Annotated in this window: 18 protein-coding genes and 1 tRNA gene; 7 read left to right on the top strand and 12 right to left on the bottom strand. The window is 65.5% G+C overall.

The features are described 5' to 3' along the window. Window positions 1-67: 67 nt before the first annotated feature. From MKK62_RS23270 to MKK62_RS23255, 4 genes are all read right to left on the bottom strand, one after another. Complete coding sequence (locus MKK62_RS23270; protein WP_240263497.1) at window positions 68-553, bottom strand: hypothetical protein; 486 nt, start codon at window positions 551-553, stop codon at window positions 68-70. A gap of 745 nt (window positions 554-1,298) precedes the next feature. Continuing rightward, entirely contained in the window at window positions 1,299-1,499 is a 201-nt protein-coding gene (locus tag MKK62_RS23265; RefSeq protein ID WP_240263498.1) for a helix-turn-helix transcriptional regulator, read from the bottom strand. A gap of 144 nt (window positions 1,500-1,643) precedes the next feature. Next, the gene (locus MKK62_RS23260) at window positions 1,644-2,960 is read right to left on the bottom strand and encodes a tyrosine-type recombinase/integrase (RefSeq protein ID WP_240263499.1); all 1,317 of its coding nucleotides are present in this window, start codon (window positions 2,958-2,960) and stop codon (window positions 1,644-1,646) included. 94 nt (window positions 2,961-3,054) lie between these two features. Continuing rightward, window positions 3,055-3,131: transfer RNA gene (locus MKK62_RS23255), tRNA-Leu, on the bottom strand. Between the two features lie 90 nt (window positions 3,132-3,221). Between MKK62_RS23255 and MKK62_RS23250 the strand changes: the two genes are divergently transcribed. Then, entirely contained in the window at window positions 3,222-3,842 is a 621-nt protein-coding gene (locus MKK62_RS23250) for an ANTAR domain-containing response regulator (protein ID WP_434085115.1), read from the top strand. A gap of 41 nt (window positions 3,843-3,883) precedes the next feature. Here MKK62_RS23250 and MKK62_RS23245 read toward each other — a convergent pair whose 3' ends face one another. From MKK62_RS23245 to MKK62_RS23235, 3 genes are read right to left on the bottom strand one after another with little or no spacing between them, the layout of a single operon-like run. Further along, the gene (locus MKK62_RS23245) at window positions 3,884-4,282 is read right to left on the bottom strand and encodes a VOC family protein (RefSeq protein WP_240263501.1); all 399 of its coding nucleotides are present in this window, start codon (window positions 4,280-4,282) and stop codon (window positions 3,884-3,886) included. Between the two features lie 2 nt (window positions 4,283-4,284). After that, complete coding sequence (locus MKK62_RS23240; protein ID WP_240263502.1) at window positions 4,285-5,487, bottom strand: lipid-transfer protein; 1,203 nt, start codon at window positions 5,485-5,487, stop codon at window positions 4,285-4,287. Then, the gene (locus tag MKK62_RS23235; protein ID WP_240263503.1) at window positions 5,487-5,930 is read right to left on the bottom strand and encodes a Zn-ribbon domain-containing OB-fold protein; all 444 of its coding nucleotides are present in this window, start codon (window positions 5,928-5,930) and stop codon (window positions 5,487-5,489) included. The genes MKK62_RS23240 and MKK62_RS23235 overlap by 1 nt, the downstream gene beginning before the upstream one ends. 174 nt (window positions 5,931-6,104) lie before the next feature. On the opposite strand from MKK62_RS23235, the gene polA reads away from it, so the two are divergent. From polA to coaE, 3 genes are all read left to right on the top strand, one after another. Then, window positions 6,105-8,768 carry a DNA polymerase I gene (polA, locus tag MKK62_RS23230; protein WP_240263974.1) on the top strand — a complete coding sequence of 888 codons (2,664 nt, stop codon included), beginning with the start codon at window positions 6,105-6,107 and terminating at the stop codon, window positions 8,766-8,768. Window positions 8,769-8,920: 152 nt separating this feature from the next. Beyond that, window positions 8,921-10,360, top strand: coding sequence for a 30S ribosomal protein S1 (gene rpsA, locus MKK62_RS23225; protein ID WP_240263504.1), 1,440 nt, complete (start codon window positions 8,921-8,923; stop codon window positions 10,358-10,360). Window positions 10,361-10,437: 77 nt separating this feature from the next. Further along, complete coding sequence (gene coaE, locus MKK62_RS23220; RefSeq protein WP_240263505.1) at window positions 10,438-11,646, top strand: dephospho-CoA kinase; 1,209 nt, start codon at window positions 10,438-10,440, stop codon at window positions 11,644-11,646. Here coaE and MKK62_RS23215 read toward each other — a convergent pair. The 3 genes from MKK62_RS23215 to MKK62_RS23205 are packed head-to-tail and all read right to left on the bottom strand — an operon-like array spanning window position 11,630 to window position 13,285. Continuing rightward, the gene (locus MKK62_RS23215; RefSeq protein WP_240263506.1) at window positions 11,630-12,043 is read right to left on the bottom strand and encodes a hypothetical protein; all 414 of its coding nucleotides are present in this window, start codon (window positions 12,041-12,043) and stop codon (window positions 11,630-11,632) included. The genes coaE and MKK62_RS23215 overlap by 17 nt on opposite strands. A gap of 17 nt (window positions 12,044-12,060) precedes the next feature. Then, window positions 12,061-12,564 (bottom strand): DNA polymerase ligase N-terminal domain-containing protein, encoded by a 504-nt coding sequence (locus MKK62_RS23210; RefSeq protein ID WP_240263507.1) that lies wholly within the window; start codon window positions 12,562-12,564, stop codon window positions 12,061-12,063. A gap of 52 nt (window positions 12,565-12,616) precedes the next feature. After that, complete coding sequence (locus tag MKK62_RS23205) at window positions 12,617-13,285, bottom strand: LuxR C-terminal-related transcriptional regulator (RefSeq protein ID WP_240263508.1); 669 nt, start codon at window positions 13,283-13,285, stop codon at window positions 12,617-12,619. A gap of 113 nt (window positions 13,286-13,398) precedes the next feature. On the opposite strand from MKK62_RS23205, the gene MKK62_RS23200 reads away from it, so the two are divergent. After that, on the top strand, window positions 13,399-13,554 hold the full coding sequence (locus MKK62_RS23200; protein WP_240263509.1) for a DUF6131 family protein: 156 nt from the start codon (window positions 13,399-13,401) through the stop codon (window positions 13,552-13,554). Window positions 13,555-13,660: 106 nt separating this feature from the next. After that, on the top strand, window positions 13,661-14,233 hold the full coding sequence (locus MKK62_RS23195) for a hypothetical protein (RefSeq protein WP_240263510.1): 573 nt from the start codon (window positions 13,661-13,663) through the stop codon (window positions 14,231-14,233). On the opposite strand, the gene MKK62_RS23190 is transcribed toward MKK62_RS23195, so the two are convergent. Both MKK62_RS23190 and MKK62_RS23185 read right to left on the bottom strand, forming a co-directional pair. Continuing rightward, window positions 14,234-14,668 carry a ribonuclease FAU-1 family protein gene (locus MKK62_RS23190; RefSeq protein WP_240263975.1) on the bottom strand — a complete coding sequence of 145 codons (435 nt, stop codon included), beginning with the start codon at window positions 14,666-14,668 and terminating at the stop codon, window positions 14,234-14,236. 72 nt (window positions 14,669-14,740) lie between these two features. Next, the gene (locus MKK62_RS23185; RefSeq protein ID WP_240263511.1) at window positions 14,741-17,368 is read right to left on the bottom strand and encodes an ATP-binding cassette domain-containing protein; all 2,628 of its coding nucleotides are present in this window, start codon (window positions 17,366-17,368) and stop codon (window positions 14,741-14,743) included. A 299-nt stretch (window positions 17,369-17,667) separates the two neighbouring features. On the opposite strand from MKK62_RS23185, the gene MKK62_RS23180 reads away from it, so the two are divergent. Continuing rightward, window positions 17,668-19,707 (top strand): serine/threonine-protein kinase, encoded by a 2,040-nt coding sequence (locus tag MKK62_RS23180; protein ID WP_240263512.1) that lies wholly within the window; start codon window positions 17,668-17,670, stop codon window positions 19,705-19,707. Window positions 19,708-19,714: the final 7 nt, after the last annotated feature.

The following is a 19,714-nucleotide window of genomic DNA, read 5'->3' as shown; positions in this document are numbered from 1 at the left end:
TCCCATTAGCTGTGGTGGTCCCAGGCCCCGCCGTGGCGCTGAGGCTCGACGGGGCCTGGGGATGGTTTCACTGTGCGCGTGCGTAGAGCATGTCGTTAATCGTTTCCTGCCACGTCTTGTGACTGGCGCTGTGATACATGTCGGCCCCGATGGCTTGCAATTGGCGCGCTAGCACCTGGATGGTGTGCCACTCGCGCTCCAGTTCACGCCACCACGTCATTTCGCGGCGCTCCTGAAGTTGGGCGACAGTCATTCGTGAGGCTTCAGCAATCTCGGCCGCCATCGCTTCATCCTGTCTGACAAGGTATTTGAACAGTTCGTCGTCGCCATCGACATCGGCGTATAGCGCCTCGTTGACGTAATCACTGAACGGCGTGTCGTCGGCGTCCACAGCGTCCAGGTCGTCCAGCGGCCACTTCAGTCGTGCCTCGGCCCACGACGCCGCGAACGTGATGAACGGATAGTCCCACCGCTTCGCGCTGTAATGGGTGTAACCGCGTCCATCGCTCCCGACGATATTGATGGAATGAAGTTGTCCGCCGCCGCGCATCAATACGGCGACAGCGCGTCCGGCCTCCCGGTGGGCAGTTATCTCACGTTGGGCGAGGTTCCTCATTTGATATCTCTCCTGTTTTGTTTAATTAGGTCACCCGGTTAGGCGACCTCAGACCACCGGTTTAGGTGGTCTCGATCTGGTGGCCGCAGCAGGCGGCGAGCCGGACGCAAACTTTCCTCGGCACGAACGATTCGCTAGACATCCAGGAAGTGTTCGGGCCAAACGGTTTCGGCGTGCGCCCAAACTTTGTGAGCGCCGTGTTGAGCGCGCAAGCGGCGCTCTGCGAGAGTGGTCATGGTTTCTCCTGGCATAAAAAAGAGCCACACCCGAGGTGGGTGCGGCTCAAATGGGTTGTAGAACGACGGATTACAGCAATTTGCTGGTGAGGGCAGACTTCTCCTGGGGCCTGCCCGATAAGGGACCCGTGCTTAGTCGCACTGCGGGAGGTATCAGCCTAGGATTTCTCCAGGCCAGCGGTTTTACGTCCGCTGCGCGAGTCACGCTCGACCGATCTGATACCCGTTACCTTTTCAGGTGCCGCATACGGCAGATAGTTGCTCCTCGGGTTTCCCCGAGACCAACGGCTCAAAGACCGCTGCGCGAGTCAGGCTCGACCGATCAACTACCCGTTACCCCTTCCGGGGGTGCCGGTGTTAGGGACAGTACATCGGCGGTGGGCACCGGTCAACACTTTGTAATCCGTTGGGGTGCAACCGATGTGTATACCTCGTATACGCCGATGTCAGGCTTCATTATCACCCTCGAACGCCGCGTCGATCCACGCCTGCACGTCGCTGCGACGGTAGACCACCCGGCGTCCCAGCTTGCCGGAGCGAGGGCCGGTGCCGACGTGCTTCATCCAACGGATGGTGGCTGGCGATTTGCGGGTGAGGGCGGCAACCTCTTCGGTTGTCAGCAGGTCGGAGTCGAATCGCGTTGTCATTGATGCTCTTTTGCTCGATACGGTCATCCGTTCCGGATGATTGCCGAGCAGGATGTGGATTTGCTAGGCCCTTGCATATTAAGCAGCCTTGAGGGCGACACGCCGGAACACAACAGTTTGTGTTTTTGGGCTGCTGTGGGCGGTCTACGGAGAGCTAGTGGCCTTATCCATCGCCGCCGCGAGGCGGTCGAAGTCGTCGGGGAGCATGTGGCTGTAGCGGTTCATGGTGGTCGTGGCGTTCAGATGACCCAAGAGTTTTTGCACGGTGACGACCGACGCTCCGGAGGCCAGCGCCAACGAACCCGCCGAGTGGCGGAGCGTGTGGGGCGTGACCCCCTCGACGCCGAGCTTGGCGACCGCCTTGTCGAACCGAGCGCGGAACCACCCGACCGTCATGGCTTCGCCGTCGGGGCCGGGGAACAGGAACTCCGACGCATCACGCCCAGCGACCCACTGTTTCAGTTCGTCCGCGAGTGCAGTGGTCAGTATTGGGGCGCTTCGGCGTGCGTGCGTTTTCGTTTCACCAAGGACCAGGCCCTGCCCGCGAACGCGGGTAATGGACTTGCCGACGAGAATGCGGCGCTTTTTGATATCGACATCGCCCACTAGTAGGGCGGCGCACTCGCCGAATCGTAGACCCGCGTAGGCCAAGAGACGAACCATCGTGCCGAGCGCCTCCGGCGTCGTCCGGGGCGCGGCAGTGTCGCTGCGGTGCCGGATCGCATCCTCAGCCGCGGTCATCTCCTTCGCAAGCTGCCGCACTTGGTCATGAGTGAGGGCGAGGTCCGTGCTCTGCGGCTTGCTGGGCAACTCGATGTCGGTGGCCGGGTTGACGGCCACATATTTCGCCCGGATCGCGTAGCCGAAAATTTGATTGACAAGCTGATGAGTCTGAATGACTCGCGACGCGGAAAGGCCGGCGTTTGGGTCGCTTTTGCGAACATGCTGGCGCGCAGCGGGATTGGTGGACAGCCACGTAATCCACGTTTGGATGCCTTCGTGGGTGACGTCACTCAACGGCTCCGGCCCCCATTTGGGCAGGATCACGTTGTCCAAGACTTCCCGGTACCCGGCAACCGTTTTCGGTGCCCGCTGGGCTTTGGTGGCGAACCATGCCTCAGCGATCACCCCGAACGTCACCGCGGAGCGCCGCGGGTCAGAGTACGTGCCGGTGCTTACGGCGACGGTCATTTCCTCGATGTGCTTTTGGGCGTCCGCCTTGCGGTCGAATGCCTTGGTGCGCTCCTGGCCGTCGCGGGCCACCCACCGGGCTAGCCATCGCTTGCCCTGGCCGTGCCGAGCCGAACAGACCAGCGTGCCCGAGTTGCCGTGCTTGGCGTCGATGCACCACGTAGGGCCATCGGTCTGATCGGCGGGCCAGGAGACCCGTTCACCGCTACGCGCTGGCCGGTGCCAGCGGTCCTCAACACCTGCGCGAACGCCGCGCTTAAAAGCCGTCACAGTCCGCAGTGTAAATCCTTCTGCGGACTGTGTGCGGACTGTCGTGTGCGTTTCGTACGGGCATTCCGCCGCGCAGGACTTTGACCTGGCGTTTTGGTGCCCTCGGTGAGATTCGAACTCACACTGGACGGGTTTTGAATCCGTTTCCTCTGCCAGTTGGGATACGAGGGCCTGCGAACTACGGCCTCCCACCATAGAGGATGGGATCGTGCGAGCCGACTCACAGCCCCGCAGTCGAGCTTTCCCGTGGTTCACGACAGAATGTGCTGCATGACCGACGACGACACTCGCCCCCCGCACCGGGTCCTGATCGCCGAGGATGAGGCGCTGATCCGGCTGGACTTGTCCGAGATGCTGCGCGAAGAGGGCTACGAGATCGTCGGCGAGGCCGGCGACGGGCAGGAGGCCGTCGAGCTGGCCGAACAACTGCGGCCCGATCTGGTGATCATGGACGTCAAGATGCCCCGCCGCGACGGTATCGACGCCGCCTCCGAGATCGCCGGCAAGCGCATCGCGCCGATCGTCGTACTGACCGCGTTCAGCCAGCGCGATCTGGTGGAGAAAGCTCGTGACGCGGGCGCAATGGCCTACCTGGTCAAGCCGTTCACGATCTCGGACCTCATTCCGGCAATTGAGCTGGCGCTCAGTCGATTCAGCGAAATTCGGGCACTGGAGCGCGAAGTCGAGACGCTGTCCGACCGGCTGGAAACCCGCAAGCTCGTCGAGCGGGCCAAGGGCCTGCTGCAGGCCAATCAGGGCATGACCGAACCCGAGGCGTTCAAGTGGATTCAGCGGGCGGCCATGGATCGCCGCACCACGATGAAGCACGTCGCCGAGGTCGTCCTGGAAACCCTTGACACACCCAAGGACGCGAAAAGCTGACGTCCGCGAGGCGCCGAGCGTGCGGCTTCGTTCGGGGGGTTTCAGTCCCGGTCGTAGTGGCACACCGCCTCGAGCATGATGCCGAACGGGTCCAACCAGAATGTCGCGAAATACGGCGGCGGGTATTGCGGGAACGACTGCGGCTCGTGCACGACCACGCCGCCAAGGCGGGTGACCAACGCATGCACGTCGCGCACCGCGGAGCGGGTTTTCACCATGAATGCCAGGTGCTGCAGGCCCGCTCGGTGTCGGGAATAGCCGCCCACCTCAGTCGACGGGTAGACGAAAAGATACGTTCCCGGTTTCCCACCGGCAGGGCGAAACGCGACTTGGTCATCGGCGTCCAGGAACAACTCGAAACCGACACACGGCATCAGCTCGCCGTAGTACCGCTTCGCCAGCGCGAGGTCGGGCACGTTGATCCCGAGGTGCCCGAGCATGGCTAGCGCGCGACGATCACCGAGGAGCCGTGGCCGAACAGACCCTGGTTCGCCGTGACGCCGACTTTGGCGTTCTCCACCTGCCGGCCGGTCGCCTGACCGCGCAGCTGCCAGGTCAACTCGCACACCTGCGCGATGGCCTGCGCGGGGATCGCCTCGCCGAAGCAGGCCAGCCCGCCCGACGGGTTGACCGGCACCTTGCCGCCGATCGTGGTGGCGCCGCTGCGCAGCAGCGCCTCGGCCTCGCCCTTCGGGCACAGCCCCAGGTGTTCGTACCAGTCGAGTTCCAGGGCGGTCGACAGGTCGTAGACCTCGGCGATGCTGACGTCCTCGGGACCGATACCGGCTTCGGCGTACGCCGCGTCGAGAATTTGGTCCTTGAACACCCGCTCGGGGGCAGGAGCCACGGCGGTGGAATCGGTTGCGATGTCCGGCAATTCGGGTAGGTGCTGGGGGTACTGCGGGGTGACCGTGCTGACCGCCCGCACCGACGGCACACCGTCTAGGGAGCCGAGGTGTTTGCGGGTGAACTCGGCACTGGCGACGATCAGCGCGGCCGCGCCGTCGGAGGTGGCGCAGATGTCGAGCTGCCGCAACGGGTCGCTGACGACGGGGCTTGCCAGCACGTCCTCGATCGAGGATTCCTTGCGGTAGCGGGCGTTCGGGTTCTGCAGGCCGTGCTGAGAGTTCTTCACCTTCACCTGAGCGAAGTCCTCGGCCGTCGCGCCGTAGAGGTCCATCCGGCGGCGGGCCAGCAGGGCGAAGTACACCGGGTTCATCGCCCCGATCAGGTGGAAGCGCTGCCAATCCGGGTCGTTTTTCCGCTCACCGCCGACCGGGGCGAATGCGCCTTTCGGCGTGGTGTCGGCGCCGATCACCAGCGCGACGTCGCAGAACCCGGCCAGGATGTGCGCGCGGGCGCTCTGCAGCGCCTGCGAGCCGCTGGCACACGCGGCGTAACTCGAGCTGACCGGCACGCCGTTCCAGCCGAGCTTCTGCGCGAACGTCGACCCGGCGATGAAGCCCGGGTAGCCGTTTCGGATGGTGTCGGCGCCGGCGACGAACTGGATCTGCCGCCAGTCCAAGCCGGCCTCGGCCAGCGCGGACCGGGCGGCGACGACGCCGTACTCGGTGAAGTCGCGGCCCCATTTGCCCCACGGGTGCATGCCGGCGCCGAGGATGTACAGCGGTTCGGGAGTACTCATCAATCAGCAGGCTTCCACGCGTGGACGAGACGTTCGACGCCGTCGTCGTCGGTGTACAGGGTCATGGTGGCCAGCTCCATCTCCATGCCGACTTTCAGGTCGGCGGCCAGGGTGCCCTCGACCACCTTGCCGAGCACGATGATGCCCTCGTCGGCGAGCTCGACCGCGGCGATCGCGAACGGCTCGAACGGATCCGGGGCGGGGTAGGGCTTCGGCGGCGGGTAGCGGTTCTCGGTGTAGCTCCACAGCTTTCCGCGCCGCGACAATGCGACGGCCTCTAGTGCGTCGCTGTCGCAGGCCGGATTGGGGCAGTTGTTCTCGCGCGGCGGGAACACATAGGTGCCGCACTTCGGGCACTTGCTGCCGATCAAATGGGACTGTCCGGCGTCATCGGTGGCGAACCATCCGTCGATTGCCGGTTCTGGGCTGGTGACCTCGGGCACCGGGTCAGCCTACCCAGCAACAGGACAAAACTGAAACGTGTTGCAGTTCGTCCCGACGGACGTCGCCGCTACTCGGCGTCGGACCCAGTGCCTAGAGTTGAGCGCGTGAGCCCAGCGAGGACCGCGAGCAAGAAGACCGATGCCGGCAAGACTGCCGACGACACGCCGACGCTGATGCTGCTGGACGGCAACTCGCTGGCATATCGCGCTTTCTACGCCTTGCCCGCCGAGAACTTCAAAACGCAGGGCGGGCTCACCACCAACGCGGTCTACGGGTTCACCGCCATGCTGATCAACCTGCTGCGCGACGAGGCGCCCACGCACGTGGCCGCCGCCTTCGACGTGTCCCGGCAGACATTCCGCTCCGACCGCTACCCGGAATACAAAGCCAACCGTTCCACCACGCCCGACGAGTTCCGTGGCCAGATCGACATCACCAAGGAAGTCCTTGCCGCCCTTGGCATTACGGTGCTGGCCGAACCGGGCTTCGAGGCCGACGACATCATCGCCACCCTGACCACGCAGGCCGAGAAAGAGGGTTACCGGGTCTTGGTCGTCACCGGTGACCGCGATTCACTGCAGCTGGTCACCGACGACGTCACCGTGCTCTACCCGCGGAAGGGGGTCAGCGAACTCACCCGCTTCACCCCTGACGCGGTCCTCGAGAAATACGGTCTGACGCCCGCCCAGTACCCGGACTTCGCCGCGCTGCGGGGCGACCCGAGCGACAACCTGCCCGGCATTCCCGGCGTCGGCGAGAAGACCGCGACCAAATGGATCAGCGAATACGGCTCGCTGCAGGCGCTGGTCGACAACGTGGATTCGGTGCGAGGCAAGGTCGGTGACGCGTTGCGTGCGCACCTGTCCAGCGTGGTGCTCAACCGCGAACTCACCGACTTGGTCCGCGACGTGCCGCTGGCCCAGACGCCGGACACGCTACGAATGCAGCCTTGGGACCGCGACCAGATCCACCGACTGTTCGACCAGCTCGAGTTCCGGGTTCTGCGCGACCGGCTGTTCGACACGCTGGCCGCCGTCGAGCCGGAGGTGGACGAGGGCTTCGACGTCCGCGGGGGAGCGCTGGAACCCGGCGAAATCACGCAATGGCTGGCCGACCACGCCGCCGACGGCAGGCGCGCCGGCCTCGCGGTTGTCGGCACCCACCTGCCCTACGACGGTGACGCGACCGCGCTGGCCATCGCCGCCGCCGACGGTGACGGCGCCTTCATCGACACCACGACGCTGACCGCCGAGGACGACAAGGCATTGGCGGCGTGGCTTGCCGACGCCGGCCAGCCCAAGGCGTTGCACGAGGCCAAGTTGGCGATCTACGACCTCGCGGGGCGGGGCTGGACGTTGACTGGAATCACCTCCGACACCGCGCTGGCCGCCTACCTGGTCCGCCCGGGCCAGCGCAGCTTCGCCCTCGACGATCTGTCGCTGCGCTACCTCCGTCGCGAGCTGCGCGCGGAAACATCGGAGCAGCAACAGCTTTCGCTTCTTGATGACAGCGAGGGCGTCGATGAGCAGGCCGTGCAGACCGCGGTGCTGCGTGCCCGCGCCGTCGTCGATCTGGCCGACGCGCTGGACGCCGAACTGGACCGCATCGACTCCACCAAGCTGCTGGCCGAGATGGAGTTGCCGGTGCAGCGCGTGCTGGCCGCCATGGAGGCCGTCGGCATCGGTGTCGATCTGGACCAATTGAGCACACTGCAAAGCGATTTCGGCGATCAAATCCGCGACGCCGCCGAAGCGGCCTACAGCGTGATCGGCAAACAGATCAACCTCGGCTCGCCGAAACAGCTCCAGGTGGTGCTGTTCGACGAGTTGGAAATGCCGAAGACCAAGCGAACCAAAACCGGTTACACCACCGATGCGGACGCGCTGCAGACGCTGTTCGACAAGACGGGGCATCCGTTCCTGCAACATCTGCTGACGCACCGCGACGTCACCCGGTTGAAGGTGACGGTGGATGGCCTGCTGAATTCCGTTGCGGGCGACGGCCGGATCCACACGACCTTCAACCAGACGATCGCGGCCACCGGTCGGCTCTCGTCGACCGAGCCCAACCTGCAGAACATCCCGATCCGGACCGACGCGGGGCGCCAGATCCGCGACGCGTTCGTGGTCGGCGGCGGTTACACCGAGCTCATGACCGCGGACTACAGCCAGATCGAGATGCGGATCATGGCGCACCTTTCACGCGACGAAGGCCTCATCGAGGCCTTCAACACGGGGGAAGACCTGCACTCCTTCGTCGCGTCGCGGGCGTTCGGCGTGCCGATCGAGGAAGTGACGGGCGAACTGCGGCGCCGGGTCAAGGCGATGTCCTACGGGCTGGCTTACGGCCTGAGCGCCTACGGGTTGTCCGCCCAGCTCAAGATCTCGACTGAAGAAGCCAAGGAACAGATGGAGCAGTACTTCGCCCGCTTCGGGGGCGTGCGCGACTATCTGCACAACGTCGTCGAGCAGGCCCGCAAAGACGGCTACACGTCCACCGTCTTCGGACGGCGCCGCTATCTGCCCGAGCTCGACAGCAGCAATCGCCAGGTCCGTGAGTCCGCCGAGCGCGCAGCACTCAACGCCCCGATCCAGGGCAGCGCCGCCGACATCATCAAGGTGGCGATGATCGAGGTCGACAAGGCCATCGCCGACGCGGGACTGGCCTCGCGGATGCTGCTCCAGGTGCACGATGAGCTGTTGTTCGAGGTCGCCGAGGGCGAACGTGAGCAACTCGAGGCGCTGGTGAGAGACAAGATGGGCGGCGCGTACCCGCTTGACGTGCCGTTGGAGGTTTCCGTGGGCTACGGACCCAGCTGGGACAGCGCCGCGCACTGACCCCGGCGCCCGACGACCCCCGTGGGGCGAGTTTGGCCTGCGTAGGCCTAGTCGAGTAGCCTCACTAGATAGTCCGGTGAGCACTTCCGGGCGATTGAATAGAAACCAGCACTGTCCCTACGACCTCAACCTGTCCGGAGCAACCCAACAATATGCCGAGTCCCACCGTCACCTCGCCGCAAGTAGCCGTCAACGACATTGGCTCGAGCGAGGACTTTCTCGCCGCCATCGATAAAACAATCAAGTACTTCAACGATGGCGACATCGTCGAAGGGACCATCGTCAAGGTCGACCGGGACGAGGTTCTCCTCGACATCGGCTACAAGACCGAAGGCGTCATTCCTTCCCGCGAACTGTCCATCAAGCACGATGTCGACCCCAACGAGGTCGTTTCCGTGGGCGATGAAGTCGAAGCCCTGGTCCTCACCAAAGAGGACAAAGAAGGCCGCCTGATCCTGTCCAAGAAGCGCGCTCAGTATGAGCGTGCCTGGGGCACCATCGAGGCTCTCAAGGAGAAGGACGAGGCCGTCAAGGGCACCGTCATCGAGGTCGTCAAGGGTGGTCTGATCCTGGATATCGGCCTGCGCGGCTTCCTACCGGCATCGTTGGTCGAGATGCGCCGGGTCCGCGATCTGCAGCCGTACATCGGCAAGGAGATCGAGGCCAAGATCATCGAGCTGGACAAGAACCGCAACAACGTGGTGCTGTCCCGTCGCGCCTGGCTGGAGCAAACCCAGTCTGAGGTGCGCAGCGAATTCCTCAACCAGCTGCAGAAGGGTGCCATCCGCAAGGGTGTGGTGTCCTCGATCGTCAACTTCGGCGCGTTCGTGGACCTCGGCGGTGTCGACGGTCTGGTGCACGTGTCCGAGCTGTCCTGGAAGCACATCGACCACCCGTCCGAGGTTGTCCAGGTCGGCGACGAGGTCACCGTCGAGGTGCTCGACGTGGACATGGATCGCGAGCGGGTTTCGTTGTCGCTCAAGGCGACTCAGGAAGACCCGTGGCGCCACTTCGCCCGCACCCACGCCATCGGCCAGATCGTGCCCGGCAAGGTCACCAAGCTGGTGCCGTTCGGTGCCTTCGTCCGCGTCGAAGAGGGCATCGAAGGTCTGGTGCACATCTCCGAGCTGGCTGAGCGCCACGTCGAGGTGCCCGACCAGGTGGTCGCCGTCGGTGACGACGCGATGGTCAAGGTCATCGACATCGATCTCGAGCGTCGTCGGATCTCGCTGAGCCTCAAGCAGGCCAACGAGGATTACACCGAAGAGTTCGACCCTGCCAAGTACGGCATGGCCGACAGCTACGACGACCAGGGCAACTACATCTTCCCCGAGGGCTTCGACGCCGAAACCAACGAGTGGCTGGAAGGCTTCGACGCCCAGCGCACCGAGTGGGAGGCCCGCTACGCCGAGGCCGAGCGCCGGCACAAGATGCACACCGCGCAGATGGAGAAGTTCGCCGCTGCCGAGGCCGAAGAGGCCGCCCGCCCGCAGTCCAGCAGCTCGTCGAGCGACGACGCGCCCACCGGTGGCTCGTTGGCCAGCGATGCGCAGCTCGCCGCCCTGCGGGAGAAGCTGGCAGGCAGCGCCTAACCGTCAGTCCCTGTCGAACGCCCCGGCTCACCCGAGTCGGGGCGTTCGTCGTTGCGGCGCTTTGACAGACTGGGGCGGTGCTGCGCATTGGTCTGTCCGGCGGAATCGGCGCCGGAAAGTCGACGGTGTCCTCGACCTTCAGCGAGCTCGGCGGGGTCGTCGTCGACGGCGACGTGATCTCCCGCGAGGTCGTCGAGCCGGGCACTGAGGGGCTGGCCAAGCTTGTCGAGGCGTTCGGCGAGCAGATCCTGTCCGACGACGGCTCGCTGAACCGGCCGGCGCTGGCCGCGATCGCGTTCAGCGACGAGGACAAGCGCCAGACGCTGAACGGCATCGTGCATCCGCTGGTGGGTAAGCGCCGATCGGAGCTGATTGCCGAAGCCGGCCACGATGCGGTGATCGTCGAAGATATCCCGCTGCTGGTGGAATCCGGTATGGCGCCGATGTTCCCGTTGGTGATCATCGTCAACGCCGACGAGGAACTACGGGTCAAGCGGCTGATCGAGTATCGCGGCTTCACCGAACAGGACGCCCGCGCCCGGATCAAGGCGCAGGCCACCGAGGAACAACGGCGCGCGGTCGCCGATGTCTGGCTCGACAACACCGGCAGCGCAGAGGAATTGGTGGAGCAGGCGCGCACACTGTGGCGACAGCGGATCCTGCCGTTCGAGCAGAACCTCGACGGCGGCGAAGCGGCCCGCGCGCAACCGGTCCTGGTGCCCTACGACCAGTCCTGGCCGGACCAGGCACGTCGCATCGCCGCGCGGCTGAGTACTGCCTGCGGCCATCGTGCCGTGCGGATCGACCACATCGGGTCGACCGCAATTGCGGGCCTCGACGCCAAGGACGTCATCGACATGCAGGTCACCGTCGCTTCGCTCGACGACGCCGACGCGTTGGCCGAAGCCTTGAACGGCGTCGGCTACGTCCACCTTCCGATCACCTCGGACGAGGCGAAACCGGACGTCCGCAGCACCGTTGCCGAGTTCGACCATGCCGACGATGCGTCGTTGTGGCAGAAGCGAATTTACGCCTCGGCCGATCCGGGCCGGCCCACCAATGTTCACCTGCGGGTCGACGGCTGGCCTAACCAACAGTTCGCCCTGTTGTTCGTCGACTGGCTCAGGGCCAATGCTGCCGCCCGCGAGCGATATCTGGCCGTCAAACGCGACGCGGAACGTGGGACCGACTATGTCGCGGTGAAGGAACCGTGGTTCGTGGACGCCTACCGCGACGCGTGGGCGTGGGCGGACGAGTCCGGGTGGCGCCCTACGGAGCCGGATTAGGCAGCGCCGCGCCGCAGGCCACCACACCGTTCATCGGGTCGGTGCTGCCGGCAACGGGGTGGGCAACCTCGTCGACTTGGACCAACGCCTTGTCGTCGACATCGATCTCGCAGTGCACATTCGCCGAATACGGCCACTTCACGGCGATCTGCATGCCGGCGTGAGCGGGATCGGGCAGTACCGCGTTGGCCTGGAAAGAGTTGCCCGCTAACGCGCCGAGCTGCGCCATGTTCGTCTGGTTGTCGGCGGTGATGAAGGTGGCGACGCTACCGGGGGCCACCCCGTCGACCCGCGCGACGTAGGTGATGTTGTGCAGATCGGCGCGCGCTGTCGCGGGCATGGCCTGCGCGCCGGCAACCACCGCCGCTGCCGCTATCCATCTCTGCAGACTGCCCATGACCGCACAGATTACCGCTACCGATTGAGGCGACTCATTTCGTCGGCAACGTCGTCGCGACGCTTGACCAGCAGCCATGTCTCCTGTTCGCCCTCCCGGATCCGGGTCAAGGCATAACAGCCGTTGAGTTTCTCGCCGTGCAACAGGAAAGACAAATGCCCACGACCCAGGCACACCGTCATCTCGTGCCCGGTCTTGTTGGCGTAAGTGCCACAGTCCCAGACGACGACCCGCTCATCTTCTTCGGCGATGTCGGCGTCGACTTCGCCCAGTGGAAGATCCGCGTTGCGGCGGGCCATTCGCCGTTCTTGCGGATTGACCTCCGCGCCGCGGGGAATGTCCCACGACACCACCGTTCCGTCGATTTCCAGACGGAAGTCGTAGTAGCCCTGACGCGCCTGGTGGTGCTGAATGACGAAGCGGGGCCCTCGCTCGCCCGTTCGCCGCCGTTGTGTCTGACGTCCCCGGGCCGCGGGGCTTTGTCCGGTCCGCCGATGCGGCCGGTGGTTACTCAAAGCCATCCATCTCCCGTACCCGGCCGGACGGGTAGCGGAAACTGCCAAGTGCTTGCGATCAGGGCCCGCCGCGCCAGTGCTCGATCCGGTGGTGGTCCGGGGTGAAGCCGTGGTCGACGCCCCACAAGACGGCTTGCGTGCGACTCGCCACGCCGAGTTTGCGATAGATCGTGCGGATGTAGGACTTGACGGTGTTGGGACTCAGATAGGTCAGGCGGGCGACGTCGGCATTGCTCATGCCCTGGGTGATGAGCGCCAGAACTTCCGCTTCGCGTTCACTGAGCCCTTCGCCCCGACCGGGCCAATCCAACCCTGCCGCACTGCGGGTGCGCGGGCCCGCGTCACTGATGACGATCTCACCGGCATGGACGGCCTCCAGGGCGGCGACCAGTTCGCGCGCAGGCAGAGTCTTCGACAGGTAACCCTCGGCGCCGTGCTGTCGTGCGCTTTGAATCAGGTCGGGGTGAAAGTTCCACGTGTAGACGACGACTCGACGTGCCCTCGGATTGGCCACCAGGACTTTGATTTCTTCGTGGTCTGATTCGGGCTGAGCGAACGAGTCGTACAACACGATGTCTACTTCGTCCTTGACGGCCATGCTCGAATCGAGTTCCGCCACCACTACGCGGTCGCGGTACGGGTCCAGCATGTTGGCCACACCCTTGACGACGACGTCGTAGTCGTCGACGAGCGCCACAGATATCGGCGCGCCATCCGTTCGCGGCATGCGGGGAGATTACCTCCCTAGGGGTGTATTCGTACCTCCTCGACGGTGATCAACTGGTTCCACGGCCAGTTCACCCGAACTCCGGCCCGTCAACGAAGAGGAAGGCGCAACTGATGATCACTCTCGGCATCCTTTTGCTCATTGCCGGCTTTGTTCTGAAGATCTCGATTCTGTGGACACTGGGAATCATCCTTCTCGTCATTGGAGCGATCCTGGCGATCCTCGGCAGTACCGGACGGGCCATCGGCGGACGCCGGCACTACTTCTGACGCATGACCGCTGCCCGGGAACGCTCGCGCTGACCCGAACTGGGTACAGCAAAGTTTGCGCAGCTGATCGCGCGGATACTCGACGCGCGTATGAAAGGAGCCCCTGATGAGCAGTTGGGTGTGGGCTTTCGTTGCGGTCGCCGTCATCATCGCCATACCGGGTTCGATCGTGGCCCTCGGCATCGCGCGTAATCACAGCACCACGCGGCGGCTCAGACAGCATTACGGACCTGAGTACGACCGATTGGTCGCCGAGGCCGGCAGCGAGAAAGCCGCGAACCGCGAACTGACGACGCGGGAAAAGCGGCGCGAAGGCCTCGACATCGTCCCGTTGAGCCCGGCGGCCATCGCGAATTTCACCAACGGCTGGCAAGAAGTGCAAGCCAGCTTCGTCGACAATCCGGCAAGCGCGGTACAGGCCGCCGATCGTTTGGTGACCGAGGTGATGCGCGAACGCGGTTATCCCGTCGACGATTTCGATCGCAGGGCTGCGGACGTCTCGGTGGACCACCCGGACATCGTCGACAGCTACCGCGCCGCCCACGACGTCAACTCCGCGGGCCACGACAAGGTCAGTACCGAGCAGCAACGCGATGCGTTCGTGCACTACCGCACGCTTTTCGAGAAGCTGTTGGCCGGCGCGCAGGACGACACCACACCGAAGGAAGCCAGCGCCTAGTCATCGCCAATGCAAGTGGATGCCGTCGCAGGCCAACCACGCATTGAGATCAAAGTCATTGCGCGCCAAGCCTTCGACCGCGTGCATCGCGCGGCGAACTGCCAACTCCCCGGCTTGCGGCGTCAGCAAGCCGTGCCGGACCGCGTCGAGGAGTTCGTCGACGTCGGTCAAATCCACGCCGGTGTGCGTGCGAACCTCGAGGTCCAGGTAGTGGTCTTCAGATGCCCAGGAGTCCGGGCCCGGCGTGTATTCGCCGACGTCGAGGTAGAAGTCGTGATCGCGCTCGTGGCCGGCGTTGTAATGAAACACTGTGGCGCGCAGCCCCAGCGAGGGCAACAGCCACGACTCCAGGTAATGAAACTGGGCGCGTCCGGGGGTCGGTCGGGCAACGTAGAGACCCCACGGGCGCACGGTGTACTCGTCGACCGCACGCACGATGCCTTTGGGATCGGTGTTGGTGCGGGCGCGCAGGTCGAACATCTCGTGCTTGGGTGGATGCATCGCTCGTCAGCGCCTGAGCCGGATCTTCCAGCGGACGAACAGGCCGAAGAACGCTGTCAGGCCGGCCAACATGCCCATGTCGAGCAGCCAGAAGTGCCTGGTGTGCTGCCAGAACTGGTCCTGGGGAAGCAGCGTCGGCGGCACCAAATGCCGCAGGTCGACCGTGGATGCGGCCGCCGCGTAGCCCCAGCGCGCCGGCATCAACCAGGACAGCTGGTCGAGCCCGAGCCGCCCGGTGACCGGGACCATGCCGCCGCACAGCACCAGCTGAGCCATCACCGCCACCACGAACAGCGGCATGATCTGTTCGCTCGATCGGACCAGTGACGAGATGGCCAGCCCCAGGACCGCCGAAGCGACGCACGCCGCGGCGACGGTGAGGAACAACTCGCCGGTGGCGGCGGCGGTCGAGTGGCCGAGCAGCACCGCCCCCCGGCTAGGCGTCCCCTTGCCGCCGACCACGATCGCGGTGACGATCGCGGCCTGCAGCACCGCGAACCCGCAGAACACCAGCGTTTTGGCCAACAGATATGCCGTCGTGGACAGCCCGACCGCTTGTTCTCGCTGGAAGATCGCGCGTTCGCCGACCAGGTCGCGGATGGTCAGCGCGACACCCATGAACGCCGCGGCCGGCAGCAGTAGCGCCAGGATCTGGGCGGATTCGTCGGGTGTCCCGGTGTGCGGGCCGGTGGGCCGGAACCCTGTGTTGCCGGGCACGGTCAGCGACAGCGCCCCGAGAATGAACGGCAGCAGGGCCAGGAAGACGAAATAGGCCCGGTCGGCGATGACGAGCCGGACCTGCCGCCGCGCGATCGTCGAGATTTGGCGCGGGACGCTGGTGTGCACCGGTTCGCCCAGGTCGGCAGGCTTGTCGGACTTCGACGGGGGCTGAGGCTGCTCCCTTTCACGGAAGCGGCGGTTGGCCTCCTCCGGATCGGCGCCGACCTGGCTGAAGATCTTGGCCCAGTTCGTCGTGCCCATCACTTCGCCGATGCCGTCCGGCGGACCGCAGTAGGCCGTCTTTCCGCCGGGGGCGACCAGCAGCACCTGGTCACAGACGTCGAGGTAGGACAGCGAGTGGGTGACCACCAGAACCACCCGACCGGCATCGGCAAGTTGCCGCAGCATCGTCATGACCTGCAGGTCCAGCGCCGGGTCCAGGCCCGAGGTCGGCTCGTCGAGAATCAGCAACGACGGTCCGGTGAGCAATTCCAGTGCCACCGAAGCGCGTTTGCGCTGACCGCCGGACAGCTTGTCGACCCGCGTATCGGCGTGCTTGGTCAAGTCGAGTTCCTCGAGCACCTGGGAGACCACCCGGGTCCGGTCGGCTTTGCTGGTGTCGGGTGGCAGGCGGAGCTCGGCGGCGTAACTCAGCGCCTGGTTCACGGTCAACTGACGGTGCACGACGTCGTCCTGGGGGACCATGCCAATCCTGCTGCGCAGCGAGGCGTACTCGGCGTGGATGTCATGGCCCTCGAACGTCACCGAGCCGGAGCTGGGAGTCGTGTATCCGGCGATGAGCCGGGCCAGCGTGCTCTTCCCGGCGCCCGATCCACCGATCACGGCGGTCAGGGTTCCCGGCCGCGCGGTCAGTGAGATGTCGCTGAGTAGTTGTTTGCCGTTGTCGACGACGTATTGAACGTCGCGAACTTCGAGGCCGCCCGTGCTGGTGGCTGCCTCGGTTTCGCTGCGACAGACCAGCAGGCCGCCGTTGACGACGAGGTCGATGTTTCCGACGGTGACGACGTCACCCTCGCTCAGGATTGCCGAACCGACGCGGGTGCCGTTGACGAAAGTCCCATTGACGCTCGTGTCCCGGATCTCGGTGCCCAGCGGGGTCAAAGTGAGTGTGGCGTGGTAGCGCGAGGCCAGGACGTCGGGAACCACGATGTCGTTGTCCGCTGCCCGTCCGACAGTGACGGAGCCCGCCGGCTTCGCCGATGGTGTCGCGCGGGGCGCGAGACGCTTGACGAAGCGGGTTGCGAAGTTCGCCCCGTCCGAAGCGCGGGCGTCGAGCATGGTGACCTCGGTCGGCGGCACGTCGTGCTGCGCCGGCGCTGACCGCGCGTTGACGACCGTCACCTGATCGGGCGGCGGTCCGGTGGGCGGTCGCCGGCCCTGCACGGTCGTCGGATATTCCGATGGCGAGATCGGCGGCGCCGGGCGGGGCCGTGGGGCACTCCGCGGCGGGGGCCCCGGCGGCGTCTTGGCCGACGACGCGGATGGCGGCCCCTGCGGCATCGGCCGCCCCGGTGTCGACCAGGTGACGGTGTGCGGCGGTCCGGGCGCCGGTCCGCCCGGCGCTGGCCGAGCTTCCTTGCCGCGAGGAGCGCCGATCTCGAATGTCAGCTGTGGGCCGCCCGCATTACCGATGTTGATGCTTTGTCCGTCGTGCACATCGATCACCGGTCGCCGGTAACCGTTGACGAAAGTGCCGTTCACCGAACCGTTGTCGATCGCCACCCATTTGCCCTGTTCGAACCGAAGGATCAGGTGGGCGCGCGAGATCCGCGGGTCGGCGATCCGCACGTCGGCGCGCAGATCGCGGCCGATCACCACGTCGTGCCCGGGCAGGAACGTACTCTCGGATCCGTTATGCCAGATCCTCAGAACGGGCGGGGCTGATCGACTCACTCTTCCAGTATCGACTCCGCAACCGCGTGGGTTGCACGGCGCGCACTGTGATTCGGTTATATATCGTCGCGAACTGCTTCAAAGCCGTTGATTCACAGCTGTTTCATAAGCCGCGCAACAAGAGTGCACCGCATTTCGCGGCATGATCGTGAAGGGTGAACCCAGTACTGCGTGCTGGGTGGCGCCTGGGGGAACGGTGAAAGCGCCCGGCCCGCAAGTGATTGGCGATCTCGATCCGGCGGGTAACGGGACATGTGGCGAAGCACACGCCAATCGAGAGTTGTGAGGGGGAAGCGGTAATGGACGAGGCGACCAGGGCCACCGAGCGCTGGGACGCCCACTCCGGGCCGTCGGTCCCGCCGGCCGACCCGCCGCGCTCTCGCAGTCTGCTGGAGCGGGGGTATGCGTCGCTACCGGAGTCGGCCATCACCCGGTTGCTGACTAAGGTGCCGCTGATCGGGTCGCGGCCATCCCGGGAAGCGGCGAAGGCGCGTCGACCCGCATCCGGCGCCCCCTCCGACAGTGCGTTGGCGGCGCCGACATCGTTCGCGGGCTATACGATCCTGCGGCCGCTGGGATCAGGCGGGATGGCTGATGTCTACTTGGCCAAGCATCCCCGCCTGCCTCGCCGGGATGCGTTGAAAATCCTCAGTGAAGGCACCACCGCCGACCAAGAGTTCCGCGAGCGGTTCAACCGCGAAGCGGATCTGGCTGCGACGCTGTGGCATCCGCACATCGTCGCGGTGCATGACCGGGGCGAATTCGACGGTCATCTGTGGATTGCGATGGATTACGTCGAGGGCACCGACGCCGCGCGATTGATGCGCGAACGGTTCCGCGGGGGCATGAGCGAAACGGACGTGTGCGCGATCGTCACCGCCGTCGCGGGTGCCCTTGACTATGCGCACGCGCGGGGTCTGCTGCACCGCGACGTCAAACCCGCCAACATTCTGTTGACCCATCCCGACGAGGATGATCGTCGAATCCTGTTGGCGGACTTCGGTGTTGCCCGTCAGCTCGCCGACATCAGCGGCATCACCGAGACCAACGTCGCGGTCGGTACGGTCGCCTACGCGGCCCCTGAGCAGCTCGTCGGGTCGACCATGGACGGCCGCGCCGATCAGTACGCGTTGGCCGCCTCGGCGTTCCACCTGCTCACCGGTGTCCCGCCGTTCCAGAATTCCAACCCCGTCGCGGTGATCAGTCAGCACCTGCACGCGGCCCCGCCGCGGCTAAGCGACTACCGGCCGGACTTGGCCGGGCTCGACGAGGTGTTTCTCAAGGCCTTGGCCAAGGAGCCGGGCGACCGGTTCGATCGGTGCCGGCAGTTCGCCGCGGCGTTCAGCGAGCAGGTGTCCGGTTGCGCCGACAGCGCGCGCCGGCGGCCTCCCGTACGGCGCCCCCGGGCCAGGACCGGCCGGCGGAGGTTGTCGCTGAGATCCGGTCTGCTGGTGGCGATGGTCCTCGCGGTGCTCTCGCTGTCGGTGACGTGGGCGATCTCGTTTTTCTCGTGGAACGATCAACCGCCGGCCAGTCCCGGTACGCCGCCGAAAGTGAGCAAGACGTCGTCGTCGGGGTCGGCGCTCGCAGCACCGCCGTTGAACGGCCGTTACCGGCTTGACTACGACCGGGCGAAGCAGACGTCGAACGGTGTCATCCGGACCAACGGCGGTGTGACCAGTTGGTGGGCCTTCACGTCAGCGTGCACCGCCAACGGATGCGCGGCGACCGGCACGAAGCTGGACGAGACGAGCCACACCGAGGCCAAGGCGACCGGCACCGGCAATACCGGTGTCCTGCATTTCGTCGACGGCAATTGGCAGGCCGAGCCGCGCCAAATCCAGGTTGCGTGCCGAACGTCGCGCGGAGGACCGATGTCCACTCAGTCGGAGACGGTGGTGTGGACGTTGACCCCGGAGCCGGATGGCACGCTGCGTGGCGTCCAGAGCCAGACCGTGCAGAGCAACGAATGCGGTTCTCAGGGCGCGACTCTGCGAACACCCGTCGTCGCGTCACGGACCGGCGACGTGCCCGAGGGCGTGACGATTGCCGATCCCGCGCAGGCCGCCAACACCACGGCATCGCCGGCTGCGGCCGTGACGCCCGCCGTGTTGGGCGGACCGTGCACCGACGTCGACAAGGTCGCCTTCGATCCGACAGCCAATCAGCAGGTCGTGTGCGAGGGCAACGTCTGGGACAAGGCGCCGGCAACGAGCGGCGTCCACCCGGTCGGGACCTCGTGCACCGATATCCCGGTGTTCACCATGTCGAAGTCCGAGGACGGACACCTGATCGAATGCGATCCCGGTACCCGGGTGTGGAGCAGCCAGCACGGCTGAACCGTGG

The sequence above is a fragment of the Mycobacterium paraterrae genome (assembly GCF_022430545.2).
Classification (GTDB): Bacteria; Actinomycetota; Actinomycetes; order Mycobacteriales; family Mycobacteriaceae; genus Mycobacterium; species Mycobacterium paraterrae.
This window is presented reverse-complemented; position numbering and strand designations above follow the sequence as displayed.